A 25,251-nucleotide genomic window follows, 5' to 3' on the forward strand; every position below is an offset into this window, starting at 1 on the left:
GGGCTATTCCACCTGCTGCTTCGCCTTATAGCCATCACGAGCGATGATGTCGTACTTCAGCGGCTTGTGCTTCTCGTCCTGCATCTTGAGCGGCTGCCCTTCATCATCGACGAGCTCGACCCTGAGCTTCCGATACGTGCCGTCCTGTTTGGCATTGGTCGGCTTGTAGCTCAACTCGTACTGGCTGCGAATCGTGTCGTTAATAGTGTGAAAGATATCGGGCATTTCTCCGGCGAAACGGGGAAAGAACGCCATGCCTCCAGTCATTCGCGCGAAGGTAGTCATCTGGTTGTCGGCCTGAAGGTAGTCCATCTCGCGGGGACCGCTCATGTTCGACATGATGCGCGCCGCCTGGCCGGTGCCGACCGCAAAGATGGTCACATTAGGCGTTGCCTTAATCTTGGCCAACATCTTATCCAGAGTGATTTTGCTAAAGGTATCACGTCCCGAAGCGATCAGAATGATGTACTTGCGGCCTTCAATCCGGCTGACCCGGTCGAGGGTCTCATAGAGGGCGTCAAAGACGTTGGTCTCACTGAAACCGGGGATGATCAGGGAGTTCAGGGACTGGGCAATGACGCGCTTGTCCTGGGTAAAATCGGTGAGAATTTGCGTCCGCATGTCGAAAGTCATGACCGCGACATAATCATCTGGTTTCAGTTGCTGGGCAAAGCTATAGGCCGCATTCCTCATGTCGTAGATAAATGCATAGCTTTTCGCGGCGAACTCGCAAAGCAGTACCGCCGTGATGGGGGCCTGGATCCGCTGAAACCCAGTGAGGGTTTGCGCCACGCCGTCCTCGAAGACACGAAAATTCGGCTCTTTCAAATTGGGCACGAACTGGTGTGTCTTCTCCAGGATGACGCCTACATCCACGGTGACCACGGGGACGTCCACTCGCAGCGAGAAGTTATTGAGCTCAGGTGGGTTCTTCACCTTCGGCTCGGGCGGTGGAGGCGGTTCGGGCTCCTTCTCCTTCTTCTTGGGCAAGGCGATGACACCATTGTCCCCTCCGGGACCGCCGGCATCGGGTGTGCTTTGGTCGGGCTGCTGGGCAGGCGGCGTCTGCTGCTGCTGAGGCGCGGAAGGCTGCGTCGAAGAGCCTTGCTGAGCGTTTCCAGAGGCTGTCCAGCATAAGAAAATCGTCAGCGTTAGAAGCAGCATCCGGCGACCGGCGCGGCGTTGGGCATTCCAGGAGTAAGAGGCCTTGCCTCGGTACAAATTCATAGCACCCATTATTGCTTAAGCGCACCCACTTTGCGGCCAGCACACTACCGGCTACTCTGTAGACGTGCAAACTCGACAGAAAGCAACGTTGTCCGTTGAAATCTTCTTTGCCGTCAGCATCGCTTTCAGCAGTGCCTTCTCGATGTGCGCCCAAAACACGGCGCCCGCGAATCAGTTGCCTGCCACTCCGCCGCCGTCCCTGGCAGCGGGTGTCTTTCCGCTTGATCAAGTCCATCGCGGATTGCACGGGATAGCTTACACGGTTTTTGAGGGAACGAAACCGGAAGCCATGGACGTGGAGATTCTTGGAGTTCTGCGCAATGCGCTCGGACCGGGGCAGGACCTCATCCTTTCGCGCCTGGGCGGGGCCAAGCCGGAATATACGGGGGTGGTCGCCGGCATGAGCGGCAGCCCGGTTTACATCGACGGCAAGCTGCTAGGAGCGCTCTCCTACCGGATCGGTCAATTCAGCAAAGAACCGATTGCCGGGATCACGCCTATCCAGCAGATGTTCCAGGTGCGTGACCAACCGGCGGTTCCAGCGACAGCAGAGACTTTCAGCCGGCAAACAGCGCCGCAGGCGGCAACTCCGACGGCCGATGCAGCCACAATGGAGCCGATCGAGACTCCTCTGGTGTTTAGCGGATTTAGCCCGGAGGCGATCAAACTCTGGCAGGATCACCTTACCTCCTCAGGGATGACGGCAGTCGCGGGTCTGGGAGGAAGTAGCGGCGAGGCGAGTGGCACTTCGAACACCAATCAACCGGAGAGCAATCCCCTGGTTCCAGGATCCGCTGTGAGCGCGGTGCTGGTTCGCGGCGATCTCGACATCTCCGCCACTTGCACCGTGACTTATGTGGACACTAAGCAGGTTCTCGCCTGCGGACACCCGATTACCCAATTCGGCCCAGTCGCGATGCCGATGACCAAGGCGGAGGTGCTGGCCACGCTTCCCTCGCCGCTCAATGCCTTCAAAATCATCAACACGACGGACACCATCGGCTCCTTCACCCAGGATCGGCAGTCGGCAATCGGTGGACTTCTCGGAACGACCGCGAGGATGGTTCCTGTCAGCGTCGTGGTGAGCGGATTGAACGCGAGCGCAGGGAACGAGGGACATACCCGAAAGCTCCACTTCGAGGTCATCGACAACCCGCAGATCACTCCGGTAGCCGTCATGGTCTCCATTTACCAGTCGCTACTGGCCAGCAACAACTATGCTGCTGAGACGAGTTACCGCATGAAAGGCACGATCGACGTTGACGGCTTCCCGCCTGTACACCTCGATTCCCTGCTCGCCCCAAGCGATCAGCTTCCGGCGTCGCTGGCCACGGCACTTTCTGTAGGCGAGCATTTCTCGCAACTTTATGGGAATGCAGCCCGGCTCACCAATGTGCGTTCCGTGAGCATCGATATCGAGGCCATCTCCGGCCGGCAATCGCTCCAGATCGAGAGCGTTCGCAGTTCAGCGAACCTGGTCCATGCCGGAGATACGATCACCATCGAGGCTACGCTGCGACCCTATCACGGGGAGACCAAGAATCTGCGCGTCCCGGTAAAATTGCCGGCGACGCTCCCTGCCGGTCCGCTCCGAGTGGTGGTGAGCGATGCTGGAACCCTCGATCGCATCACGCTTGCGGCGCGCCCGGGTGCTCCCCCCTTGAATATCGCCGACAGCATCGCGCAGATCAATAGCCTTCATCCGAATGACCGGTTATACGTGACCCTGCTCGAGCCCTCACCGCAGGCAGTGCTCGATGGACGGACTCTCGCCGCCCTCCCTATTTCCATGGCGAATGTCTTTGAGCCGCTTCGCGGGAATCAGGAGATGTCCTTGAGTGGCGAATCCGCCATTCCCGTGGCATCTGTCGGGGTCGATGGCATGTTGACCGGTCAGCAGGTGATCTCATTACAGATCGAGTAGCCAAGTGAGTGGGAGTTTTCCGCACGGGTCAAAGCCTCGGACGTTATGATGGAACAACACCACGAAGGCACTCACCGGATGGCTTTGATACACGGATACGCTACGCACGCGGCTGGCGCAGAACTGCTCCCTTATAAGTATGAAGCTGGGGAGCTGAAGCCTACTGACATCGAAGTAAAAGTCACGCACTGCGGCGTCTGCCACAGCGACTTGCATTTGATCGACAATGACTGGGGCATCAGCCAGTACCCGTTCATCCCAGGCCACGAAATCGTGGGCACTGTCTCGAAGGTGGGCACTGAAGCTTACGAATTCGAGGTGGGCGATCGAGTCGGCATCGGCTGGCAGGCAAACTCCTGTGGACATTGCGAGTGGTGCCGTAAAGGACTTGAAAACCTCTGTGCGAAGAGCCAGGGTACCTGCGTTCATCGCCACGGGGGATTCGCCGATAGTGTGAGCGTGAACAGCCGTTTTGTTTTTCCGATCCCCGCTGCATTGGAAAGCGAACACGTGGCGCCGCTGCTGTGCGCCGGGATCACTGTGTACAATCCATTGCGCGAGTATCAGGTCAATCCCACTTCCCGGGTTGGCATCATCGGAATCGGCGGATTGGGCCACATTGCCCTGCAATTTGCGCGGGCTTTCGGCGCATATGTCACCGGCTTTTCAACCTCCGCGAATAAGGAACAGGAGGCGCTCAGCCTGGGAGCGCATCAGTTCGTCAATACCCGCGATTCCAAGGGACTCAAAAGCCTTGTGGGACATTTCGACCTTATCCTCTCGACGATCAACGCCGACCAGGACTGGACTGCGTACCTGCATGCTTTGCGACCGACCGGCACTCTGGTCTTCGTAGGAGCACCGCCAAGTCCGCTGACTCTGCCTGTAGCTCCGTTAACGAGTTGTCAACGCAAGATCGCGGGGAGCTCTGGCGGAAGTCCCTGGCAAATTCGAGAGATGCTGGATGTGGCAGCCAGGCATGGGATCAAAGCCCAGACCGAGCGCTTTACCTTCGATAAAGTTAACCTCGCCTTGAGCAAGCTACGCAAGAATCAGATCCGTTATCGCGCTGTTTTGGCGAGCTAGCTCATCCGATTTCTCCGTTACCGGCGACCTGCGCATGACGAATTTGCAGGTCGATCCCGCTCATTCTCCGACCGCGCCCCGCTGGGGTTCTTCTTCTGGATAAGATCTTCCTTCCAGAATCGATTCGCTGCCGGGTTCGACGACTGCTGGGTGGGTCGGCGAGGATGCCGGCAGAATCTGCACCAGCCTGGGAGTCGCCACTTCGGCGGGAGTCGCCATTGCCTCTTCATGCTGCCGCTTCATCGCTGCATCGATGTCAACCGGAATGCCGCCAGGCACAATGACCGGCTGAGCGTATTGATAGGCGTAGCTTTTGGTGACGGCCATCAGCGCACCGACCGATATGAGCAGGACGATGACCGTGATCAAGCTGCCCTCGGGTCCGTATCCATCGCCGGTCAGCCAAAACGGACCGTGCGCGTTTGTAGAAATCACCGGAGAGAAAATGCGGAGACCTGAAACCGGAAGCCCAAACAAGATGCCCATGCTGGCGTTCCAGGCAAAATGCAGGCCCCAGGGCAGCCAGAGGGCGCGGGTGCGAAGATAGGCCAGACTCAGCAGCCATCCAGCTAGCGCTGTAGTGAGGGTGCTGGCAAAGGTCGCATCCGGATTGGAGAGGTGGACCGCGGCGAAGATGACCGAGACTACCATCGTAGCCATCACCGGGCCCATGGCCTCAATCAGCCGCTGAAATGGATACCCTCGAAAAGCGACCTCCTCGGCCAGCGCCGCGACGAGCAGGGTCGCCAGGTCCAAGAAGAGCAGCCCGAACTGCCTCGGCCCGGTCCAGAAGGTAATGGTCATGCCGCCCAGCAATGCAATTGGCAAGACGCAGGCGACCATTGCTCCCCATCCAAATGCTGCCCCTATTCCAAACTCCTGAAGGGCAGTAGGCCGGCGAATCAATCCCATCGACCGGAGCGGGGTACGCTGACGCTGGAAGATATAGCCCATGGCCCAGAAGCCAAGCAGCAGGACAAACAGGAGAATGAAGCGGTAAATCAACTCCTTCCAATCGCCGGAAGACAATCCGTTGGCGGCACTGCCGGCGATGCGCTCCGCAAGCAGGAAAAATCCTGCCGCGACCAAGAAGTAGAGGAGGGCTCGAACCCGGCCAGGAGCGACCTTCCCCGAGACATCGGCCGTACTCAAGAGCAGACCCCTAGGCGGGTTCCATTGAGAGCATTGTTGCTTCTAGTCTGTGCAGCCGAGAGTCGCGATAGGGTGGTCATTCGTAGTAAGAAGGCGTGTCTGGATGGTTGGATTCGTCAGGATGTATAGAATTGTCCGATATTCCGGAATTTTGCCTGCCGCGCGGCGAGAAGCTGCTCGATCGGCACGGATTTTACTTCTTCAAAGTGATGAACCAACGCTGCGTCCAGCATGGTTGCTGCCGCGTCAAGATTTGCCTGCGCCCCCTCTCCGGGTTCCGGAACGATGTCATCGATGCAGCCCAATGCCCGGATTTCGGAGGAGGTGATTTTCAGCGCCTTGGCCGCGTCAGCGCGCTTTCCGGCGTCCCGCCACATGATGGACGCGCAGCCTTCGGGGGAGATCACGGAGTAAATTGCGTTCTCGAGCATCAGCACCCGGTCAGCCACCGCGATCGCCAGCGCACCGCCGGAACCACCTTCGCCGGTTATGGTGGCGATCGTGGGAACACGCAGCCTGGACATCTCCAGCAGGTTCCTGGCGATGGCCTCGGCCTGGCCACGCTCTTCCGCGCCCATGCCATGCCAGGCTCCGGGAATGTCGATGAACGTAAATACCGGCCGATGAAATTTCTCGGCGATCTTCATCGCGCGCAATGCCTTGCGATAGCCTTCGGGATTGGGCATGCCGAAATTACGCTGCACCTTCTCTTTGGTGGTGCGCCCCTTCAGGTTTCCGATGATCATGACTTCTTCGCCATGGAATCGCGCCATGCCGCAAGAGATGACCGGATCGTCCCCGAAAGCCCGATCGCCGTGGATTTCGCTGAAATCGGTAAAAATGCGTCCTACAAAATCCATCGGAAAGGGCCGTTGGGGATGCCGTGCTAACTCCGTTTTGACCCATGCCGCGGGAGTCGATACCGCTGTTCGCCGCTGCTCTAAATTGCCTGCCTGCTCTGCCATAATGCTTCTAATCCGCTCGACCGCCAAGATTTTGGCTTAGTCGATGTTTCGATTGTATGGACACCCGGGGCAGGAGACAAACTCGGTGCTAGGCAAGCAGCCACTCGAGACGACGAGGCTTGAAGTTAAAGGTCTTCTTTGCCTTCGCGTTCGAAGCGCCGCTGAGCCTGTTGGCGTAGTAGACGGCGTCTTCGCCAGCAATCCGGAGAGCTTCCTCTTCTGCTAAATGAGGCGGGGGCGGAGCGCCGACCCATTGGGCAAATTCCGGCAGCCAGCGGCTGACGGGCGATGGGTCGTCGTCGACGATGTTGTAGATCCCGGGGGGCGCGGTGATCGCCGCCACCGTAGCCTGGGCAGCGTCGTCGATATGGATCCAGGACCAGACTCCTTGGCCGTCGCCAATCACTGGGGCCCCCTGACGTCGAACTTGGTCTGCCACCGCGCCATCGGGGTTGTACCAGGTGTTCGGACCATAAAAGAAGCCGTAGCGCAGAGCGACCCCTTCCATCGCTTTGGAGTTCAACACTCGCGCCTCGAGCTCAGCGTACGCTCTTGCGCTGGCTGCGACACCGGGGCTCGCATCGGTGGCAAGCCCATCGGTTTCGTCCGCCAGGCCGTTGCTCGCCTTCAAGAAGAAGCCGCTCGCCTGTTGAAGATAGCGGCGAACCCCGATCTTTTCGGCTGCCCGGTAAAGATTGCCACCGCCCTCAATGCGCAGTTTTCGGTCGCCAGCTGCCGATGTCGCCATCTGTGCTGGATCCTTGGGGAGGGAAGTCAGCTCGTCGATGACGATCTCGGCCTCCGAAGCGCGCAGCGCTTGCTCAACCGCTGCTTGGTCGAACGCGCTCACCTCAACCACGGCTGCTCCTAGATGGGTGAGGCTCTGCGCGCCGGCGGCGGACCGCGTCATGCCGGTGACCGTGTGGCCCTGACGGATCAATTCTGCTATCAATGGACGACCGATTGCACCGGTTGCGCCGGCGACAAAGATTCTCATGGAAGATGCTCCTCTCGGGACGAGTATTCGCAACAAGCCCCTTTAGGATGAAGACGCAAGCGGTATGGCTCCATCAAATTTCACTGAGATAATTTTCGGCCTCTACCCGCAATTGGAGTGGGATTCATCATCTTGAGCCTCTATCATCCGAGCGTCAGCTCACCTTGGAAGACTGCTTTGCGACCAACCTAGTAAGCTGTCTGCATGACGACGACTTATAAGAATCTGATTGGCGGCCAGTGGGTCGCTGCGCGCAGCGGCAAGACCTTTCAGAACATCAACCCCGCGAACCACGATGATATTGTTGGGACCTTTCAGTCCTCCGATGCCAGCGATGTAGCGGACGCGGTCGCCGCGGCCAGTGAAGCCTGGAAGACCTGGCGCCTTACCCCTGCGCCCAAGCGCGCCGAGGTCCTTTACCGGACTGGAGAGATCCTGCTTGAACGCAAAGAGCAATATGCCCGGGACATGACTCGTGAAATGGGCAAGGTGCTCGCCGAGACGCGCGGCGACGTGCAGGAAGCGGTCGATACCGCCTACTACATGGCCGGGGAGGGACGGCGCCTCTACGGCCAGACCACGCCTTCGGAGCTGCCCAACAAGTTCGCCATGTCGTTGAGAATGCCGGTCGGCGTCGTGGGCATGATCGCGCCGTGGAACTTCCCCATGGCGATCCCTTCCTGGAAGCTCTTCCCCGCCCTGGTTTGCGGCAACGCCTGCGTAATCAAGCCCGCGGAAGATACCCCGCTGTCGACTTATAACCTCGTCCAAACACTCATGGATGCCGGGTTACCGCCGGGAGTGGTGAACATCGTGACTGGGTTCGGTCCCGAGGCCGGCGCGCCGCTGGTGGAGCATCCCGGCGTGCGCGCAATTTCCTTTACTGGTTCGAGCGAAGTTGGCCGCATCGTTGGCCAGACCGCCGCTGGACTCTTCAAGCCTTGCTCGCTCGAAATGGGCGGGAAGAATGCCATGATCGTCCTCGAGGACGCGAACCTCGACCTGGCCCTCGAAGGCGCCCTGTGGGGGGCCTTTGGAACTACCGGACAGCGCTGCACGGCGACCAGCCGGATCATTCTGCATAAGAAGATCGCTGCTGAATTCGCTGAGAAGCTCGTCGCCCGCGCCGAGGCGCTCAAGGTCGGGGATGGACTCGATGAGCAGACTCAAGTCGGCCCGCAGATCAATCAGCAGCAGATTGAAACCTCCGAGCGTTACGTTGGCATTGCCACGAAAGAAGGCGCCAAGCTGCTCACTGGAGGCAAGCGCCTCCGCGAAGGCGCTCATGGCAAAGGCTGGTTCTTCGCGCCGACTATCTTCAGCGAAGTCACTCCCAACATGCGGATCGCCCAGGAAGAAGTCTTCGGCCCGGTGGTGAGCCTGCTTGAATGCGAAGGCCTTGAAGACGCGCTATCGATCGCGAATGGTATTCAGTATGGATTGTCGACCTCGCTCTACTCGAAGGATGTGAACCGCGCCTTCCAGGCGATTCGCGACTTAGAGGCGGGCATTACTTACATCAATGCGCCGACGATCGGCGCCGAGGTGCACTTACCTTTTGGAGGAGTGAAGCAGACTGGCAACGGCCATCGAGAAGGCGGGACAGGCGCGCTGGATTTCTATACCACCTGGAAGTCGGTGTATGTGGATTACTCCGATAAGCTGCAGCGGGCGCAAATTGATACGGGGGAGTGACGACAGATCCAAGTCCTTGCTATCGCCCATGCCAAACGCCGTCCCGCATATTGGCGGGAACGAACGTTCTGACCCTACTTCTGCACGACGCTCTTCGCCTTCGGGACGTCAAAGACGTTCTTTGGCAATTTTTTATCGTTGTATTTGATGTGGGTGAAGGTCGTTGTTCGCGTATCGCCGGAGATGTAGAAGAATTCCTGCTTCAACGAGACGGCCCTGGTGGGGTCGACCCAGATCGTGACATGGTCGATCTTCGCGCTGTCTTTTGCTTGCGGACTCTTCAGATCCAGCTTTTCGGTCGCGACACCATCGACGGTCTCGGAGCCGAGGTCGTCGATCTGCCATGAGGCCTTCAAATCCTTGCCGCTGCCGCCGAAGCCGAGGGTCAGGAAGCTGTCCGCCTGGGCCTTGTTCTTGCCTACGCTGAAGACGTTGAGTTGGTCGAGCGCAGGGTCGTAGTAATAGAGCATGCCGTCCTTGTAGACGACCGTCTTCTTGGCCGGCTGCACGATCAAAGCGGCCATCTGGGTTTGTCCGCCGCTGCGATCGAAGTAGGTGGTTCCCGACTGCTGCTCGTGATCGTCGACCACCTTGGTGTAGTTATCGGTGGAAAAATCGGCCTCTGCGTTTTGGAATTTAGCCGAGGCGGTGTCCATCTGCGCCAGGACCTTGTCCAGATCGGCCGCCCATCCCGGGCTCGACGCGCAAGCAGCGAGCAGAAACAAACAAAACAAACGGTACTTCAGATTACTTCCAGCTTTTTTGTTCATCGATGCGCCCAAACCCGGTAAGCAACTATCTTGCCGCTTGAATCTTTAGCCGCCTCGTACCTATCCAGCACGACATCTCCTGAGATAGCTTCCACGTTGTGGAGGAGCGCTGTTTCCAGGTCTTCGGATTTGTCGAGCTGGGTTGCGTTGATCTGGTAGAGGAAGTGGTCGGGCGACTCGGTCTTGACCAACACCTCCGCCGGACTGGTGCCGCGCGGAGTCGGCCGGTCACGGTAACTCCATAGATGAGGGGTTAGAAAGATGAACAGCAAAATCAAGGTCACCATGACATCGTAGTGGAAGCTTCCCCGCTCCTGCGTCCACCAAAGATACTTGCCGAATAGATCTTTCATTCTGCCTGCTTTTCTTTCGACCTTGCGATGGGGTAAATGACGGTTGCTCCGCGCATATATGGCACTAAGACGTCGGGAATTCGTACGGTGCCGTCCGCCTGCTGATAGTTCTCGACAATGGCCACCCAGGTTCGTCCGACCGCCAGACCGCTGCCATTGAGCGTGTGGACAAATTCAGGCTTGTTCTTTCCTTTCGGCCGATAGCGGATATTGGCACGGCGCGCTTGAAATGCCTCGAAGTTTGAACAGGAAGAGATCTCACGATAAAGGCCCTGGCCGGGAAGCCACACTTCTATGTCGTAAGTCTTGGCCGCCGAAAATCCCATGTCGCCCGCGCACAGCAGCATCGTTCGATAGGGCAGACCCAGCTTCTGCAGAATTGACTCGGCGTTGGCGGTCAGCTTTTCGTGCTCAGCGTAACTGTCTTCCGGCCGAGTGAACTTCACCAGCTCCACCTTTTGAAATTGATGCTGGCGAATGATCCCTCGAACGTCCCGTCCGTAAGAGCCGGCCTCGGAGCGGAAGCAAGGCGTGTAGGCAGTCAGCAAGCGCGGAAGGTCGGCATCCTCGAGCACCTCGTCGCGATAAAGATTCGTGACTGGAACTTCTGACGTCGGGATCATCCAGTGATCGTTGTCGCGATACTCACCGGGTACATACTCCACCTCGCCGGCGCTCTGGCAGCGGAAGAGATCTTCGGCAAACTTCGGCAATTGTCCTGTGCCGAAGAGCGACTTGCTGTTCACCATGAACGGCGGCAGCACCTCGGTATAGCCATGTTCGCCGGTGTGTACGTCGAGCATGAAATTCGCGAGTGCCCGCTCGAGGCGAGCGCCCTGGTCCCAATAGACGGTAAAGCGGGCGCCAGACAGCTTGGCGCCGCGTTCGAAATCGAGGACGCCCAAAGATTCGCCGAGTTCCCAGTGCGGTTTGGGATGGAAATCGAACTCCGGCTTGGCTCCCCACTGGCGGATCTCGACATTGTCTTCCTCCGACTTGCCTGGGGGGACATCGCCGGCGGGAAGATTGGGAATGCTTTGGAGAATGGTCCGCAGCTCTATCTCGGCAGCCGACGATTCATCTTCCTGGCGATCGATCTGGTCTTTGAGCAACGGCATTTGATCCACGAGCGCCGTGGCATCCTCACCAGCCCGCTTGCGCCGGCCGACCTCTTCGCTCAGCTTGTTGCGCTCTGCCTTGAGGGTCTCTACCTGGGTAATTGCCTTCCGCCGGCGGGTATCCAGCTCGGCGAAGTTACCCAGCAGCGCGGACGGGTCAGCGCCCCGAGCCAGCAGTTTTTTCTCGACCAATTCGAGATTGGCCCGTACAAATCCCAGATCGTGCATAAGCACTTAGTTTACTAGAGCACGCAGCTCTCGCCCCGAAGATGCACCGCGGTAAGGCGAGTTAACATGAGGAGGGAGTTATCTTGCGACGCTTCATGCCGGTTAGAGTCTTGTTCCGTTATCTTCTCATCCCTATTCTGATTGGCCTCCTGGCCGTACCGCCGGCTTTGTCCGCGCAGGAGTCGCCTCGTTCTGGAAGGGCTCGAGCGAATGCCAAAAGCGAGCCGGTCGCCGCAACGCCGCCGAGCGCCTATAACGGCCATCCAAAGCTGGCAATCATCATCGTCATCGACCAGTTCCGCGAAGACTACCTCGAACGCTACCGGGCCGATTTCAAAGGTCACGGTTTCCGGCTCTTCCTGGACAAGGGAGCCTATTTCCCGGACTGCTACTACGATTACGCGAACACCAAGACGGCTCCAGGCCACTCGACGATTGGGACTGGAGCTTACTCCGATGGCCACGGCATTGCGAACAACGACTGGTGGGACCTAACCCGCAATAAAGAGCGCCCGATTACCTCCGTCGAGGACGAGCGCTATGCACTGGTTGGCGTGCCCCAGGGCAGCAAACCCGCGCCCGGCTCCTCGCCGCGCAATCTGCGGGCTTCTACGGTTGGCGACGAACTGCGTCTCGCTACGGCGGGACAAGCCAAGGTCTTCGGCATCTCGCTCAAAGATCGAGCGTCGATTCTTCCCGCGGGCTCGGCGGCCAATGCCGCTTACTGGATTGACGCGCAGTCGGGCGCCTTTATCTCTTCGACCTACTATGAGTCTCAGCTGCCCGATTGGGCTGCGGCCTTCAATGCCAGCAACCGGGCCGCGCAGGCCACTCAGGATGCCCAGGCTTTTGCGAACTCGGCGCCAGCGGGGACCGCCTATATGGGAGCACCCGGCGCTTCGACAAACTTTTATAATTTCGTCGGACGCACGCCCGCAGCCAACGCGTATGAACTGGATTTCGCGCGCGCTCTCATCCAGGGCGAAAGACTCTACGGAAATCCACCGGACGGAGACAGCGCCGCAGGGCAAACAGCGAGCCCGTCGTCCACAATTTCTCCGATGTCAACATCTTCACCAGTGACAAATCTGATCACGATCAGTCTTTCCGCCAATGACATTCTGGGCCACGCCGTCGGTCCCGATTCGCCGGCCGAACACGCCATGGTCGATTCACTCGACACCGATCTTGACGGCTTCTTCACCTGGCTCGACAAGAATGTCGAAGGCGGCCTGGGGAATGTCTGGATCGCGCTTACCGCCGATCATGGCATCGCACCGATTCCGTCGGAGGCGGCTAAGCTCGGCGTCAACGCCGCCACCATCAATTCGAAAAAGCTGCTTGGCAATCTGAATGAAGCGATGAACGCGAAGTTCTCTCCCGGGGAAAAGGTGAATTACCTCTTCGATCGCCAAGAGCTGCCCTTCCTTTCGCTGAATCAGCCCAACTTCGATCGCGCCGGAATCAACGAGCAGGAGGCCGAACAGGCGGTTCTGGATGCGCTGCCATCGGCGGTCGATTCCCTCTCCGTGCCGGATGCTGCGCCCGATACTTCGAACGACGCCTCAAAGACCGCGGCGAATCAATCAAAGCCGAATATGCCTTCGCAGACGCGTCTACCCCCTACGCCAGCGTTGATTCGCGCCTACTCGCGGCAGCAACTGGCTGCCGGCAATTATCCTACCAGCGAGTTCGGCCAGATTTTGGCGCATAGCTATTCGCCGAATGGCGGCTGGTATGTGATGACCATCTTTGCCGATTACCAGATGGAAGGCTCAGCGAGCGGAGGCACCACCCACTTCAGCCCGTGGTCCTACGACCGGCACGTGCCTCTTGGCTTTTACGGCGCGCCATTCGCGCCTGGTGTTTATCACGGGCGCGTGGGGCCGGTCGATCTGGCTGCGACGTGGGCCGCTCTTCTGGGCATCAACCAGCCGTCCGCATCGGTAGGACACGTTCTGACCCAGGCTTTGAAGCCCGCCACAGCTGTCAGCTATCCGAAGCGGGTTCCGGTCCGCAGCCATTCACCAAAACGAGAGCGCTCCCGGACTCTCAACACCGCTGCTCCCAAGGCTGCTCCCTCGGTGCCGCAGCCGTGAAACCGGACATGCGCGTTCGATTTGCCGGAATCGAGTTGCGGAACCCCATCCTCGCCGCCAGCGGAACCTTCGGTTACGGGATTGAATTCGAGGACATTGTCTCGCTTGAGCGGATCGGGGGGCTGGTCACCAAGGGTCTCTCGCGCGAGCCTATGGCGGGCAATCCCGCGCCCCGCTTGATCGAGACCGCCTCCGGCATGTTGAACTCCATCGGTCTGCAGAACATCGGAGTGCAGGCTTTCGTCGAGAAGAAGCTGCCTCCGCTGCGCAAATATCCTGGATGTGCAATCATCGCCAATGTCTTTGGCTACGAAGTCAAGGACTACGTCGCAGTCATCGAAGCCCTCAACCAGGCTGATGGCATTGCCGCTTACGAAATCAATGCCTCCTGCCCGAATACCAAGCATGGCGGCCAGGTCTTTGGGACTGACTCGAAGCAGCTCGCCGCACTGGTTGACGCGGCGCGACAGGCGGCGCAGCAGCGAGATATCGCCCGTCCGATCGTTGTCAAACTTTCGCCCAACGTCACCAGCATCGCCGAGATGGCTCGGGTGGCGGAACAATCAGGCGCAGACGCTCTCTCGCTGGTGAATACGTTCCTGGGCATGGCGATCGACGCCAAGAGCCGGCAGCCGCGGATCGCGAATATTACTGGCGGCCTCTCTGGCCCCGCGATTAAGCCCATCGCCCTGCGTATGGTTTACGAGGCTGCTAAGGCGGTCAAGATTCCAGTCCTTGGGCTAGGTGGCATTGTGACCGCGGAGGATGCGGTTGAGTTCCTGCTGGCGGGAGCCACTGCTGTCCAGGTAGGCACCGCCAGCTACGCCGATCCCCGGGCGGTGGAGCGTCTGGTAAAAGGCCTTGAGCAATGGTGTACCCGGCATAACATCGAGAAGGTCGCTGGACTTACAGGAGCGCTGGAGATCGTCCCCAAACAGCAAACGAATTTGAGGACCGGTCCGTCGCCGAACGATGGACAAGAACCGAGCGCCCAGGAACTCTCGTCAGTGGCCGAATCCTCTGCGCCGAGAGCTTCGAAGGCAAAGATTTGGTGATTGCCAATCACAAGGTGGGACGGGAAAGCGCATGAGAGCACGGCCCGCTTGAGACTGAGCGTGTGTCGTTATTCAACTAACATAGGTTTCAGCCCATACCTCTCGACCCATTGATCGTAGTTCTGCTGAGAGGCCGGCCATTGAAAGCAGAGGCCGTATCCATCGGGATCGCTCAAGTGGAGCTGCCTCATTCCGTAGGGCGCTACTTTCGGCTCACGAGCGGCGATGCCGTTGGATCGCAAGTGGGCGTAAGCAGCATCGAGATCCTCGCACCCGAAGTACAGCATGGTGTCGCCATGGGCCGCAACCCGGGCCGGGTCGGCTGTGGGCGGACGCTCTGCCTGTTCATAGGCGGTGTTCAACATCAACTCAACGCCGCTTCGTTCCAGCAGCACCCAACCATAATCGAGTCCTGGCCTGGGCCCACTGGGCGAGTGATTCACTATTTCAAAGCCGAGCACGCCGCAGTAAAAAGCGATCGATGCCGGCATATCGAAGACCTGCAGCAACGGACAGGTTCCAATGAACTCAAAGCCCACGCTCATTCTCCTAGAAGATCGTGTGCGTTCGGCGGTACGCTCCGGCTGCATTCTACCTCTCCAGTGCCCGGACGGGCATCCGATCCCGGCATGTAACAGCGAAAGCGCCGCAGAGCTAATTGGCTCCGCGGCGCTTTCACTTTGCAAGATTGAGTCGCCTCAGGCGGGAACTTCTGCGCCGACTCCCACTTTGTCGAACCACGAATGTGCAGACTTCAGAGCTTCGTTCACGTTGTTAATGTTCTCAACGCCCTTGGTGTTCAACCAGTCCTCGAAGGCCTTCGGGCCCTGTTTGGCGAAGATAGGAATACCATCCTTCCAGGTGGCACGTCCACAGAGTACGCCATTGAAGGTCGTCCCGCTCTCAGCCGCCAGCTCCAGCGTTTCGATGAACACCGGGTTCGAGACCCCCGCCGAGAGATAGATGAACGGCTTGTGCGTATTCAGCGCGGCATCCCGGAAGTGCTCGAGAGCCTCGGCGCGCGTATACGCGGCTTCGCCCTTGAATGCCTTGGTGCCGTGCACGAATTCCATCTGAACCGGCACCTCCACCTTCAACACGTCGACGTTGTATTTGGCCTTGCCAAATTCCGCCATCGAGCCTGAAACGATGTCCGGTTTTTTCTTTGCAAATTCGACGCTCTTCTCATCGCCGCCGTGGGCGTCATAGCCGACCAGCTCGAGGAAGAACGGAATATCGTGAGCGATACATTCATCGCCAATGCGTTCCGTCCAGGCATGCTTATGATCGTTCACTGCACTTTTCTCAAATGGCGTGTAGTAGAGCAGGATCTTGATCGCGTCCGCCCCGGCTTCTTTCAGCCGGCGGACCGACCAGAGGTCAAGCAAATCGGGAAGACGTCCCGGCGTGGCCGCATCGTAGCCGGTCTTTTCATAAGCCAGAAGCAGGCCTTTGCCATTGCGGCGATGGGATGCGGGCAAGCCAAACTCGGGATCCAGCAAGATCGCGGAGGCATGTTTAGTCAACACTTCGGTGACCAACTCCTTGAACTCGACCAGCGCAGAATCGGGCAAGTCGGAGACGCCCTTTTCTTTAGCTAACGACTTCTTGAGCGAACCACGCTGGTCCATGGCAGCGGCCGCGATCACGCCGCGTTCATCCGAGAGTGCCCTGAGACCGGCCAGTTTGCCGGGCGTGATAGATGGAATGGTGCTCATATGATCTCTCCTCTTGCTTAGATATCGATCCACCTCGAAATGGTAGCCCAAGTCTGGCGACGAACCAAGGTACGCAAAGCAGCCGCCAGCCAGTTTCCTGCGCGCGCCGGTGGCCGGTATCCTTGCCGCGCCTACGATTCTAGAGCATTTTCGCCGCAGGTAGAGATCGAACAAATCCGCTTAGTTTCCGACACTCAAAAAGAAGCCTGATCCACGCCCGCTTGCTGCATACATGACGACGTTGATCGACTCGCATCTTCAAGTCACCTCGTTCTACATGGTTAATCATGGCTGAGCGAGTAGTTCTCGTTGTGAGGAAAACAGCGTCTGGATGCCGGCTTCTGCATAATCCATCATCTCGAGCATTTTCGACCGCGGAAATGAACCTCGCTCGGCAGTTGCTTGAACCTCAACCAGGCCGCCGTCTTCGGTCATCACCACGTTCATATCGACTTCGGCCTGCGAGTCCTCCTCATAAGCGAGGTCAAGCAGCACCCGCCCCTCGACGATACCGACGCTGGTGGCGGCAACCAGCTGGGTAAGCGGAGACTGCTTCAGCGTGCCGGCTGCCACCAGCCGGTTGAGGGCCAATGCCAAGGCTGCGCAGGCGCCGGTGATGGCAGCCGTCCGGGTTCCGCCGTCGGCCTGAAGCACATCACAATCGAGGACTACGGTCCGTTCCCCCAACATCGTCATGTCGACGACCGATCTCAGGGAACGCCCGATGAGTCGCTGAATCTCATGAGTACGCCCGGTCACCTTACCGCGCTCCGACTCCCGCGGGGTGCGGGTCAGTGTCGCCCGGGGCAGCATTCCATACTCGGCGGTGACCCACCCCCGTCCAGAGTTGCGCAACCAGGCCGGAACCCCTGGTTCAATGGTCGCGTTGCAGAGCACACGGGTTTGACCGGCCGCGATCAGCACCGAACCTTCAGCAACCGCCACATAATCACGAACCAGGGTCACCGGGCGAAGCTCACTCACGGCTCGATCACCGGCGCGAAAAAAATCGATAGTCGTCATCGGCCCATTGTAGTGAGTCTCGATCGCCTTAGTGAAAACACGATTCCCAAAATGACCCGAGCGGAAATGGTTCCAAGATGGAAACTGGATGGCAAGTCGTTCAAGGTGAAAGGCTTGGGTCGCGACGTGTCCCATTCCGGGACGGAATGGGATTTGCCGGGCGGTTGTCCAGGAAGCGATCTCAAGAACATAAACGCTGAAAGCAATCCACTTAGGGCGGAGTGAGGTCGTGCTCCGGCTTTGGCACTCCGCGTGTATCTAGGAGTACCAGACCGGCACCTTCCAAATCGGAAATGATTCGCTCCGGCCCGTCAAGCAGTCGGGTCAAAGTCGCGAGTCCGTGGTCTGAACGGGAGAATTCATGAGCGCCATTCAGCATTCGGAAGCAAAAAAAGATGGGGGGACGTCCCCTTCGATGTCGCTGGTCCAACACGGCACCGTCTCCTCCTCAAGGAATGCAGATGCCATCCAATATTTGCAACCCCCTGCCCGGCAGCTCGCGGCGCTCGCCCATGATGCGCGGAATCTACTTTCCGCTCTGGAGGTGTATTGCGATCTGCTCTCCGCCCCCGGAGTTCTTGCTCCATCTTTCCGTCACTATGCCGAGGATCTCCGGGTCGTCGGAACAACGGGAGCGCGGCTCATCGAAGCGCTCGCCGCTCCGGCCTCAGGTCCCAGGTCGCTCCTCGCCCGGCATGCCGCGCCGGCTGTTGTTGACCTCGCCTCTGAGGTATTTGGAATGGAGGCGCTGCTGGGGTCGCTGGCGGGCCCTGGGGTTCGCCTGGAAGTGGAGTGCGATTCGTGTCCTGGAGAACTTGGTTTGAATGCGGAAGACCTGCTCCGTATTCTTTTCAACTTAGTCACGAACGCAATCGAGGCCAGCCAGATGTCCGCTCCAGAAGACTATGCTGGTGCTTCCGGGAAGCGCCGGTACATCCGGATTACCGTTCAACGCGGCGGCGGGGCGAGCTTTCTTCCGCGCCGTAACAAGCCCAACGTTCGGCCTGAAACCGTGGTGCTCTCGGTACGTGATAACGGTCCGGGCATTGACGGTGATGTTCTGCCGAACATCTTCGCGCAGGGCTTTTCGACGCGGAAAGCTGTTTCGCATGCCGGCACCAGGTCGACCCGGGGCTTAGGGCTCTTCATCGTTCGAGAATTGGTAGAGGCTGCTGGCGGAGCGGTCCGCGCGGTATCTACGCCCGGGGTTGGTACGCGGTTCGATATCGAACTTCCTATCCTGTCCGCGAGCGGCAAATCGCGGAAGCATTACCGCACCAAGGTATTGCGCCAGCCAGGTTCACACGGGACAACATTGGAAATGCCTGAAGAACAGCGATTGCTTCAAGATCCTCAATCGCTGCCTGATCGGGAATAGCGGTCTCGTTCAAGCGAGTCCTTGCATCTTGCCGTGCGGTAAAACCACCGACAGATTTATTTTTGCTATCGCCCCGCATTGGAAATGAAAGGCGAGTAGAATGCTCCTAACAACCGTTTCTGACAATTTAATTATGCCAACTTTTGCCCGACCGGCCGAAAAGTTAGGCGGCATGTATATCCTCATCGTCGATGAGGACCTCGCCGTCCGCACAGCTTGCTGTGAAATAGCCAACCACCTCGGTTATGTATCGCACGGGGTTAGCGGAACGGCGGAAGCTCGCGCCATTCTGCATAACAACAGCGTCGACATTTTGTTGCTTGACCTGAAGGGGCCCAGCGAAGAGGGTCTGTCTCTCATGGAAGAGGTCAAGGCAATGCACCCTGAAACCGCTGTCGTCGTGATGACTGCGTTTGCGACTGTCCCATCTGCAGTTGAAGCCATGCGGACGGGCGCAAACGACTTACTTACCAAGCCGTTTGCCTCGGATGAACTGGGGACGGTGCTCGAACGTGCCGCAGAACGCCGTACCCTGGATCTCGCCAGCCGCGGGCTTCGAGAGCGGCTGCGAACTCAACAGGGGCTGGGTAATATCATCGGCCGTTCTTCGGAGATGGAAAAACTCTACCGTATCCTCGCGAAGGTCGCCCAGAGTACGCATCCGGCGCTGATCCTCGGGGAAAGTGGTACCGGTAAGGAGTTAGTCGCGCGCGCTATCCACGCCAACGGACCCAATGCGGCGAAGCCGTTCATTCCTGTGGACTGCGGATCGCTCGTCCCTACTCTTATTGAGAGCGAACTTTTTGGTCACGTGAAAGGGGCATTCACAGGAGCCAATCGGTCGAAGGAAGGATTGCTTGCCTCGGCAGGCGACGGCACCGTATTCCTGGATGAAATCGGCGAACTTCCCCTTGACCTGCAAGCGCGGCTCCTGCGCGCCCTGCAGGAGAAGGAAGTCCGACCAGTAGGCGCAACTCACGGGATCCCCATACACGCCCGGGTGCTCGCAGCCACCAACCGTGACCTGTCGCAAATGGTCGAGCAAGGCCGTTTTCGCAAAGACCTATATTACCGGCTGAATGTCGTGAATCTTCGGGTTCCGCCGCTGCGCGAGCGGCGCGCCGACATACCACTGCTCGCGGCCCACTTCCTGGACCGCCTGGGACGCGAGAACGGGGTCACGTACACCCTCAGCGACGAGGCGCTTCGCATGATGGTGGAGTATCAGTGGCCCGGGAATGTTCGCGAACTCGAGCACGCCATTCAACGCGGGGCGACCGTCTCCTCGGGTCCGCTGCTTCAACTTGGCGACCTGTCCACCCGGCTGGTCGAGTTCTCTTTGAACCTGCGAAGAACGATCCAACCAAGCAGCCGGTCCCTCTTCCGAAGCAGCGGTAATGCCGCTGGCATTGAGGAACGCAGCTCCGGCAGCGCCGGGCAAATCGTGCCCTTGGCGATCCAGGAGAGACAGGCGATCCTCAGCACTCTGGACACCCTGAAGGGAGATAAGCTCATGGCGGCCAAAGTTCTGGGAATTGGCAAGACTACGCTCTACAGGAAACTCAAGGAGTACGGCATTAGCGAACAACCGGCGATGCCGTGAACCTGAGCACCGGGGAGTTTCGAGTTCTTATCGCAATTCCGTGGATGCGGGTCACCAAGAGGGCATCCGCCTGAATCAGCTGAGAAGGTGCTCCATTTTTCGCAGAAGATGTCCAGGGTGATTGTGAAATTCATCTTGCGGTGATCGTGAAATTCATCTGCGGTGACCCCTCCTGCGGTTGGACAAGTTGTCTCTACTTGCGGTTTGTTACCTACCGATCTGCAAATTACTGATCTTTGCGCTTGATAAGGAGCTCTAGAGCGAAATTCAATGCATGTACCGCCAAAAGAGCGTAGTCAAGTCTTTTCGGCCGCCCTTCTCGTGCGAGAACGAAGGTCGCTCTCATGCTTTTTTGGCCTTTTACCCTTAAGTCTGCCTAAGTTCTACCTTGCCTTTGCACTTCAATCTTGCCGTTACACTTCGACTCTGCCTTCGCACTTCAACTTGCCGTCGCACTTTGACTCTGTCTTAGCACTTCGATCTTGCTTCGCACTTCTACCTTGTTCGACTTGAGGAGAATCAATGAATCTGCCAATGTCTCAAACCCTTTTGATGATCACCGGAATCGCCGGAGCGGAGAGTTGCGCTTCGAACCTTGTCCGCAACCTTGGCATTCCGGTTGAGATTGCCGCTAACCGCAAGCTGGGACTTGCCGCCCTGCGCCGCCGTGAATACGCTGCGGTGATTGTCGATGAATCGATCATTGAGTCCGATCCAGCGGGCGCAGAGCTGCTGTGGAAGCACTCCGCGCTCGCAGTACCGATTCAAATCAATTTCGCTCTTCTCGGATGTGCTCGTCTCGGTCGTGAGGTAAAGGCCGCGCTTGCGAGACGGGAGCAGGAGCAGTTACTGGCGATGCGTGCCGCAACGTCTTCGCTAGAGAACGAACTCAAGTCGACGGTGACTGGTTTGCTGTTGCAGTCGGAGTTGGCACTGGCGGAGCCATCTGTCCCTCCACACCTCGCCGCCAAGCTCAAATTAATGGTCGAGCTTGCTGGCACGCTAAGAAGGCAGCTCGAGCAGCCCCGGATCTAACTTCTAACACCTGACTTCCACTTGCGTGAAGGACGCGCTCGTAAAGGGCAATTCCAGCGGCATGCCGCAGGTCGCGTTTGTGACGAGGTGGGTACTCAAGCTCGTTTAGCGAACTATGCCGATGGCACCATAGCCTATCTTGCAGTGGCCTATCGCACGGTAAAGGAGAGACAAGCGACCATCACTCCTGCTGCTCCAAAAACGATCCCTAAATACCAGTAGGTCCGCAACCGGGTGAGCAGAGTGATGGAGGAGACCACCAATCCGATCTCGAGCAATGCTTCACCAAGATCGAAGCGGTCGGCGCGATGTTCGGCGAGCTTCACCTCGGCCTCGAGTGCCTGTGCTTCCTTCTGCTCCTGCTGGAGGTCCTCGGTCCACTTTTGTTCGTGCGAATTGTAGCCATTGGCAAGCTTCTTGGCAGTCTCCGGATCGCGCAGCTGCACCGCGGAGAGTAAATCGGTTGCCAACTCCGTGTCAGCTTGACGGATCTTCTTTGCCTGGTAGAGATTCCACTGATCACTGGCTTTTGCCTGAAGAAGGACCGCCTCGGTGTGGGTGCGATGCCCCATCACGGTGACGATAGCGACCAGAACAGCAAGGACCGCCATGGTGAAACTCACCGGCTTGAGATTATTCTCAAGGGCCTTTTCCTGCTGCTCCTCTAGTTCCCGGGCTTCATTGACTTCCATAACTTAATTTCCACAGCGTTAGACTTCCACCAGCCTTATTACGCACCCAATATTGGCGGAAATCCTCACTTGTTTCTGCTCGCATGCGAGAATTCGACACGGAAAACATGCACCCTGGAGCCACATTCGCTGGCTAGCGAAGTCCACGTGGTGGAACTCACTTCGATGCTTAGAGGAGGATTGCCGAACTTTGTACCGGGGAACCTACTGCGCACACACTGGCCCGTTGCCGTTGCTTCCTTCCGGACCTGGCGGGGTTGGCGGGATTGCGTCGCGTAGGACCCGGCACTCATCAAGAATATCACTGCCAGCCTTCTGTCGTTGCCGAGCGCTGCTGCAGCTTGGGGGAGTAATAAAACAGGGAACGCCCTCGGCTGTCCGAGGGCGTTTAAAACTAGTGCATATCCTGCCGTTTCTCTATTCAGCGTTTTGCGGTTGCAGCTTTCTTCTTTGCCTTTGGAGCGGCCACTACTTCGACATCTTCCTCTTCGTCGTCCAGTTCCTCGTCATCCTCTTCCTCTTCATCGGCGCTGGCTTCTTCGAAGAGGGGTTCAGCCTGACTTAAGACTTTCTCGCTGGCCTGTTGTTCTTCGTTCAGTGTTTCGGTGAGCAGGCTGACGACCTCGTCTTCGCCAAGCTGCCGGGCAATGGCGATCGCCGCGGTATAGCCGGCAATCTCGTAGTGCTCCACCCGCAGAGCGGCACCGAGAATCGCCACATCCTTGAGTGCGCCCTCGTCGTCATTTTCCAACTGTTCTTGACCTTCGGCAACCAGGCCTTCCATGCCCTTGCAGAATTCACCGGTCGGCTTCTCTTCGAGTTGCTGAAAAATCTGCTTCAACCGTTCAACCTGTCCTTTAGTCTCCTCCAGGTGGGTGGTGAAAATGGTCTTCAAATCCGGGCTGCTGGAGCCCTTGGCCATTTTCGGTAATGCCTTGACTAGCTGATTCTCGGCACTATAGAGATCCCTTAATTCATCGACTAAAACATCTCGCAAACTCATTATTTCTCCTCAATCCTAAAAATCTTGAGCCGGCATTCGCGAACGCCAAGCACTGTCGAGATAGATGCCAAAGTCAGGCAAGAGGGCAAAGCGCCGTTCATCGTTTCTCCAGAATTCCACGACCGGGCGGCAGGGTTGCCCAGCAAAGCACGATATGGCCGGAAGCCTGTAAAATAAAGCTTGTGTCTTATGCACTGCCTCAAAATACGTCTCCAGCGCTCGATCGCCGGGAGGAGAACCGCGAAGATCCCCTTCCATTGCTGGGAGAGGTCACACCGCTGCGCATCGGTTTTGTCAGCCTCGGCTGCCCCAAGAATCTGGTCGACAGCGAAGTGATGATGGGCCTGCTCGATCACGCCGGAGCGCAGATCGTCAGCGATCCGGAAACTGCCGATGTTCTCGTCGTCAACACCTGCTCTTTTATCGATTCCGCGAAGCAGGAGTCGGTCGACACCATCCTGGAGATGGCCCGCCATAAGGCTTCCTTTGGAGCGGGAGGAAAGGCACAAAAGCTTATTGTTGCCGGCTGCCTGGTCGAACGGTACCGTGACGAGATTCAAAAGAATATTCCTGAAGTCGATGCCGTTCTCGGCACCGGCGAGTTGGAAGGCATCCTGTCGGCCGCGGGAATCCGTCCAAGGACGAAACCCGAACAAGCTTCGCCGTTTACCATCCTGACGACAGTCGTCGCCACCGGGGCCCATCCGACCGCGGTCACACCATCTCTCGCAGCGCCTGCGGTGATCACCTCCCGCTCCGAAGGGGATTTCCGCGAGTCACAGGGACGCTTTTCCCGCCAGGATTGGGATGGCGCGCAGCCGGCGCTCCCGCAGTATCTGTACAACGAACACACGCCTCGCCTTCGGGCCACGGCTGGAGCCTCGGCTTACATCAAGATTGCAGAGGGATGCGACCATCCGTGCAGTTTTTGCGTCATCCCGAACTTGCGAGGCAAGTTTCGCTCCCGCCAATTTGAATCAGTAATAGCAGAGGCCCGTCAGTTGGTGGACCAGGGCGTCGAGGAGATTACGCTTATCGGGCAGGACACCACCTGCTACGGCGAAGATCTCGAGATCGATGGCGTCCGCGGGAGAGACGGGCTGGCCCGACTGCTGGATGCGCTGGCTAGAGTCGACGGCGTCCGCTGGCTCCGCTTCCTCTACGCTTACCCCAACAAGATCACCAGCCGCCTGCTCGATACCATCGCGCGCCATGACAACATCTGCAAATATCTCGATGTCCCGCTACAACACGCCTCCGGGAATGTCCTGAAGCGGATGAAGCGCGGAGGCAACGCCGACATCTTCCTCAAGACTCTCGAAAACGTCCGCGCCACCCTTCCGGGCATTGCTCTGAGAACCTCATTCATCGTTGGATTTCCGGGAGAGACCGAGCAGGACTTTGAAGAGCTGACGCAGTTCGTCAAAGAAGCCAGGTTCGACTGGATGGGGGCCTTCGGCTACTCCGATGAAGACGGTTCACAGTCTTTCGGACTTGGGGAAAAAGTCGCACCAAAACTGATCGAATCGCGGAAGCGTTCGCTGATGCGAACTCAGCGAGCAATCAGCAGGAAGGCCAAGCAGAAGTGGGTCGGTCAAAGGTTCGATCTACTGGTAGAAAACGAGTCCGACGAGACGCCGCTTCTCTGGGAAGGCCGGACACAGTTTCACGCGCCGGAGATCGACGGCAATGTCTATATCAATGACTTTGGTCCATTCGCAGAGCTGAAGCCGGGAAGCTTTCACAGGTGCGAAGTTACGGAAGCTCACGAGTATGATGTCGTTGCCCGGATCGTCGGATAAAGCGAGAGCGCGATGGCTGTTCGTTTATCTCCTCTGCGATCGAGCTTCTGGCTACTGTAACCAATTTTGACTGCTCAGTAACGTTGCATTGCTGACGTAAATCCTCTGGTTTCCATTTTGGGATGGAACTGACGGATACGTTGACGACGGGTTCTCCAGTTCGCCTATCCCCTCTTCGAGCAGCCTAGGCGTCCGTAAGCCCGCAATCGTGAGCTCGTTCACTCGCACACGAGATTTAAAACTCCTTGCCCACTTGCGAAACTCCTTCAAAGGCGTCGTCTCCACCTTTTCCAGGCGCTCCAAGCTCCCAAGCTTGGCCACTGTCAAG

21 protein-coding genes, 1 other RNA gene and 1 pseudogene are annotated in these 25,251 nt (G+C 58.1%); 10 read left to right on the plus strand and 13 right to left on the minus strand.

What is annotated here, in order from left to right; genetic code table 11:
• Positions 1-3: 3 nt before the first annotated feature.
• Positions 4-1,227 (minus strand): VWA domain-containing protein, encoded by a 1,224-nt coding sequence (locus ACPOL_RS06775; RefSeq protein WP_236657284.1) that lies wholly within the window; start codon positions 1,225-1,227, stop codon positions 4-6.
• An 88-nt stretch (positions 1,228-1,315) separates the two neighbouring features.
• On the opposite strand from ACPOL_RS06775, the gene ACPOL_RS06780 reads away from it, so the two are divergent.
• Together ACPOL_RS06780 and ACPOL_RS06785 are read left to right on the plus strand one after the other, a co-directional pair.
• Entirely contained in the window at positions 1,316-3,151 is a 1,836-nt protein-coding gene (locus ACPOL_RS06780) for a SpoIVB peptidase S55 domain-containing protein (protein WP_114206383.1), read from the plus strand.
• Between the two features lie 78 nt (positions 3,152-3,229).
• Positions 3,230-4,237, plus strand: a complete 1,008-nt coding sequence (locus ACPOL_RS06785) for an NAD(P)-dependent alcohol dehydrogenase (RefSeq protein WP_114210655.1) — start codon at positions 3,230-3,232, stop codon at positions 4,235-4,237.
• 60 nt (positions 4,238-4,297) lie between these two features.
• On the opposite strand, the gene ACPOL_RS06790 is transcribed toward ACPOL_RS06785, so the two are convergent.
• From ACPOL_RS06790 to ACPOL_RS06800, 3 genes are all read right to left on the minus strand, one after another.
• Complete coding sequence (locus ACPOL_RS06790) at positions 4,298-5,389, minus strand: CPBP family intramembrane glutamic endopeptidase (RefSeq protein ID WP_114206384.1); 1,092 nt, start codon at positions 5,387-5,389, stop codon at positions 4,298-4,300.
• 116 nt (positions 5,390-5,505) lie between these two features.
• Positions 5,506-6,354: an acetyl-CoA carboxylase carboxyltransferase subunit alpha gene (locus ACPOL_RS06795; protein WP_114206385.1), complete on the minus strand. Its 849-nt coding sequence runs from the start codon at positions 6,352-6,354 to the stop codon at positions 5,506-5,508.
• Positions 6,355-6,442: 88 nt separating this feature from the next.
• Positions 6,443-7,351 carry an NAD-dependent epimerase/dehydratase family protein gene (locus ACPOL_RS06800; RefSeq protein WP_114206386.1) on the minus strand — a complete coding sequence of 303 codons (909 nt, stop codon included), beginning with the start codon at positions 7,349-7,351 and terminating at the stop codon, positions 6,443-6,445.
• A gap of 204 nt (positions 7,352-7,555) precedes the next feature.
• On the opposite strand from ACPOL_RS06800, the gene ACPOL_RS06805 reads away from it, so the two are divergent.
• Positions 7,556-9,046 (plus strand): aldehyde dehydrogenase family protein, encoded by a 1,491-nt coding sequence (locus ACPOL_RS06805; RefSeq protein WP_114206387.1) that lies wholly within the window; start codon positions 7,556-7,558, stop codon positions 9,044-9,046.
• Between the two features lie 74 nt (positions 9,047-9,120).
• Here the strand turns inward: ACPOL_RS06805 and ACPOL_RS06810 are convergent, their stop codons facing one another.
• The 3 genes from ACPOL_RS06810 to serS are packed head-to-tail and all read right to left on the minus strand — an operon-like array spanning position 9,121 to position 11,515.
• Complete coding sequence (locus ACPOL_RS06810; protein ID WP_236657285.1) at positions 9,121-9,816, minus strand: LolA family protein; 696 nt, start codon at positions 9,814-9,816, stop codon at positions 9,121-9,123.
• Positions 9,813-10,169 carry a hypothetical protein gene (locus ACPOL_RS06815; protein WP_114206388.1) on the minus strand — a complete coding sequence of 119 codons (357 nt, stop codon included), beginning with the start codon at positions 10,167-10,169 and terminating at the stop codon, positions 9,813-9,815. Before ACPOL_RS06815 ends, ACPOL_RS06810 begins: the two co-directional genes overlap by 4 nt.
• A complete protein-coding gene (serS, locus tag ACPOL_RS06820) occupies positions 10,166-11,515 on the minus strand; it encodes a serine--tRNA ligase (protein ID WP_114206389.1) in 1,350 nt (449 codons plus the stop codon). The genes ACPOL_RS06815 and serS overlap by 4 nt, the downstream gene beginning before the upstream one ends.
• An 83-nt stretch (positions 11,516-11,598) precedes the next feature.
• Here serS and ACPOL_RS06825 point away from each other — a divergent pair, with 83 nt between their 5' ends.
• Complete coding sequence (locus ACPOL_RS06825; RefSeq protein ID WP_236657286.1) at positions 11,599-13,614, plus strand: alkaline phosphatase family protein; 2,016 nt, start codon at positions 11,599-11,601, stop codon at positions 13,612-13,614.
• Between the two features lie 8 nt (positions 13,615-13,622).
• On the plus strand, positions 13,623-14,669 hold the full coding sequence (locus ACPOL_RS06830; RefSeq protein WP_114206391.1) for a dihydroorotate dehydrogenase: 1,047 nt from the start codon (positions 13,623-13,625) through the stop codon (positions 14,667-14,669).
• A 68-nt stretch (positions 14,670-14,737) separates the two neighbouring features.
• Here ACPOL_RS06830 and ACPOL_RS06835 read toward each other — a convergent pair whose 3' ends face one another.
• From ACPOL_RS06835 to rph, 3 genes are all read right to left on the minus strand, one after another.
• Positions 14,738-15,208 (minus strand): VOC family protein, encoded by a 471-nt coding sequence (locus tag ACPOL_RS06835; protein ID WP_114210658.1) that lies wholly within the window; start codon positions 15,206-15,208, stop codon positions 14,738-14,740.
• A 159-nt stretch (positions 15,209-15,367) separates the two neighbouring features.
• Positions 15,368-16,387, minus strand: a complete 1,020-nt coding sequence (locus ACPOL_RS06840) for a tagatose 1,6-diphosphate aldolase (RefSeq protein ID WP_114206392.1) — start codon at positions 16,385-16,387, stop codon at positions 15,368-15,370.
• Between the two features lie 285 nt (positions 16,388-16,672).
• Positions 16,673-17,410: a ribonuclease PH gene (rph, locus tag ACPOL_RS06845; protein WP_114210660.1), complete on the minus strand. Its 738-nt coding sequence runs from the start codon at positions 17,408-17,410 to the stop codon at positions 16,673-16,675.
• A gap of 361 nt (positions 17,411-17,771) precedes the next feature.
• Here rph and ACPOL_RS06850 point away from each other — a divergent pair, with 361 nt between their 5' ends.
• The 4 genes and pseudogenes from ACPOL_RS06850 to ACPOL_RS06860 all read left to right on the plus strand — a co-directional run bounded on the left by ACPOL_RS06850 (position 17,772) and on the right by ACPOL_RS06860 (position 21,426).
• A complete protein-coding gene (locus tag ACPOL_RS06850; RefSeq protein WP_114206393.1) occupies positions 17,772-18,788 on the plus strand; it encodes a sensor histidine kinase in 1,017 nt (338 codons plus the stop codon).
• A 172-nt stretch (positions 18,789-18,960) separates the two neighbouring features.
• Positions 18,961-19,248 (plus strand): annotated as a pseudogene (locus ACPOL_RS36085) (response regulator); the annotation flags it as partial.
• On the plus strand, positions 19,231-20,391 hold the full coding sequence (locus ACPOL_RS06855; protein WP_414633362.1) for a sigma-54 dependent transcriptional regulator: 1,161 nt from the start codon (positions 19,231-19,233) through the stop codon (positions 20,389-20,391). The pseudogene ACPOL_RS36085 and the gene ACPOL_RS06855, both read left to right, overlap by 18 nt.
• A gap of 522 nt (positions 20,392-20,913) precedes the next feature.
• Positions 20,914-21,426, plus strand: coding sequence for a GAF domain-containing protein (locus ACPOL_RS06860; protein ID WP_114206395.1), 513 nt, complete (start codon positions 20,914-20,916; stop codon positions 21,424-21,426).
• Between the two features lie 149 nt (positions 21,427-21,575).
• Here the strand turns inward: ACPOL_RS06860 and ACPOL_RS06865 are convergent, their stop codons facing one another.
• The 3 genes from ACPOL_RS06865 to ACPOL_RS06875 form a co-directional block, all read right to left on the minus strand.
• Positions 21,576-22,118 carry a DUF4337 domain-containing protein gene (locus ACPOL_RS06865; RefSeq protein WP_114206396.1) on the minus strand — a complete coding sequence of 181 codons (543 nt, stop codon included), beginning with the start codon at positions 22,116-22,118 and terminating at the stop codon, positions 21,576-21,578.
• Positions 22,119-22,308: 190 nt separating this feature from the next.
• Positions 22,309-22,406, minus strand: an RNA gene (gene ffs / locus ACPOL_RS06870) — signal recognition particle sRNA small type.
• Positions 22,407-22,539: 133 nt separating this feature from the next.
• The gene (locus ACPOL_RS06875) at positions 22,540-23,121 is read right to left on the minus strand and encodes a YciE/YciF ferroxidase family protein (protein WP_114206397.1); all 582 of its coding nucleotides are present in this window, start codon (positions 23,119-23,121) and stop codon (positions 22,540-22,542) included.
• A gap of 257 nt (positions 23,122-23,378) precedes the next feature.
• On the opposite strand from ACPOL_RS06875, the gene rimO reads away from it, so the two are divergent.
• A complete protein-coding gene (gene rimO, locus ACPOL_RS06880; RefSeq protein ID WP_114210663.1) occupies positions 23,379-24,923 on the plus strand; it encodes a 30S ribosomal protein S12 methylthiotransferase RimO in 1,545 nt (514 codons plus the stop codon).
• The last annotated feature ends 328 nt before the right edge of the window (positions 24,924-25,251 follow it).

It is taken from the genome of Acidisarcina polymorpha, from assembly GCF_003330725.1.
Lineage (GTDB): Bacteria > Acidobacteriota > Terriglobia > Terriglobales > Acidobacteriaceae > Acidisarcina > Acidisarcina polymorpha.

Excerpts from the sequence above, each read along its gene's own strand:
- ACPOL_RS06775 (WP_236657284.1), bottom strand. The coding sequence starts at position 1,227 with ATGAATTTGTACCGAGGCAAGGCCTCTTACTCCTGGAATGCCCAACGC.
- ACPOL_RS06785 (WP_114210655.1), top strand. The coding sequence starts at position 3,230 with ATGGCTTTGATACACGGATACGCTACGCACGCGGCTGGCGCAGAACTG.
- ACPOL_RS06795 (WP_114206385.1), bottom strand. The coding sequence starts at position 6,354 with ATGGCAGAGCAGGCAGGCAATTTAGAGCAGCGGCGAACAGCGGTATCG.
- ACPOL_RS06800 (WP_114206386.1), bottom strand. The coding sequence starts at position 7,351 with ATGAGAATCTTTGTCGCCGGCGCAACCGGTGCAATCGGTCGTCCATTG.
- ACPOL_RS06805 (WP_114206387.1), top strand. The coding sequence starts at position 7,556 with ATGACGACGACTTATAAGAATCTGATTGGCGGCCAGTGGGTCGCTGCG.
- ACPOL_RS06810 (WP_236657285.1), bottom strand. The coding sequence starts at position 9,816 with ATGAACAAAAAAGCTGGAAGTAATCTGAAGTACCGTTTGTTTTGTTTG.
- ACPOL_RS06815 (WP_114206388.1), bottom strand. The coding sequence starts at position 10,169 with ATGAAAGATCTATTCGGCAAGTATCTTTGGTGGACGCAGGAGCGGGGA.
- serS (WP_114206389.1), bottom strand. The coding sequence starts at position 11,515 with ATGCACGATCTGGGATTTGTACGGGCCAATCTCGAATTGGTCGAGAAA.
- ACPOL_RS06830 (WP_114206391.1), top strand. The coding sequence starts at position 13,623 with ATGCGCGTTCGATTTGCCGGAATCGAGTTGCGGAACCCCATCCTCGCC.
- ACPOL_RS06840 (WP_114206392.1), bottom strand. The coding sequence starts at position 16,387 with ATGAGCACCATTCCATCTATCACGCCCGGCAAACTGGCCGGTCTCAGG.
- rph (WP_114210660.1), bottom strand. The coding sequence starts at position 17,410 with ATGACGACTATCGATTTTTTTCGCGCCGGTGATCGAGCCGTGAGTGAG.
- ACPOL_RS06850 (WP_114206393.1), top strand. The coding sequence starts at position 17,772 with ATGAGCGCCATTCAGCATTCGGAAGCAAAAAAAGATGGGGGGACGTCC.
- ACPOL_RS06855 (WP_414633362.1), top strand. The coding sequence starts at position 19,231 with ATGCGGACGGGCGCAAACGACTTACTTACCAAGCCGTTTGCCTCGGAT.
- ACPOL_RS06860 (WP_114206395.1), top strand. The coding sequence starts at position 20,914 with ATGAATCTGCCAATGTCTCAAACCCTTTTGATGATCACCGGAATCGCC.
- ACPOL_RS06865 (WP_114206396.1), bottom strand. The coding sequence starts at position 22,118 with ATGGAAGTCAATGAAGCCCGGGAACTAGAGGAGCAGCAGGAAAAGGCC.
- ACPOL_RS06875 (WP_114206397.1), bottom strand. The coding sequence starts at position 23,121 with ATGAGTTTGCGAGATGTTTTAGTCGATGAATTAAGGGATCTCTATAGT.